This is a genomic window from Dellaglioa sp. CoH-57-MRSF-21, from assembly GCF_056781915.1.
Genome location: NZ_JBXAXU010000122.1, coordinates 1 through 340, shown reverse-complemented (window position 1 = coordinate 340; position 340 = coordinate 1). Strand labels below are relative to the sequence as shown.

Below are 340 nucleotides of genomic sequence, written 5' to 3'. Positions count from 1 at the left end.
GGTCCATCGTGTACAGTTTCGGGCCCTCGAAACCGCGTGCCACATAGCGATCATGAAGATTGCCGAACTCGACTGGAAACGGCGCTCCGTTGACGTTGAACGAAGTTCCGTACTCCGTGAACTTGACGGGAGGCACAGCCAATTCCGGCTGAGGTTTTCCGCACAGCGGAGCCTCCGAAGGCTTCGAGCACAAATCTAGGCTAGTGCCACACGGACATGTGTTGGGCTCACGCTCCACGGGTTTCGGTCCCGGGTGCATCAGCTGCCACATAGCCTTGTTGTCGATCCAGCGAACTGCGCCCATCTCAATGAACACACGTTCGCCTTTCTCGTTTTGGAG

At 57.1% G+C, this 340-nt stretch carries 1 protein-coding gene; it reads right to left on the bottom strand.

Annotation, left to right across the window (positions count from 1 at the left end):
• A partial coding sequence (locus AC1RPQ_RS08220; protein WP_481762297.1) for a hypothetical protein occupies positions 1-316 on the bottom strand: 316 nt, incomplete at its 3' end.
• Positions 317-340 lie beyond the last annotated feature (24 nt).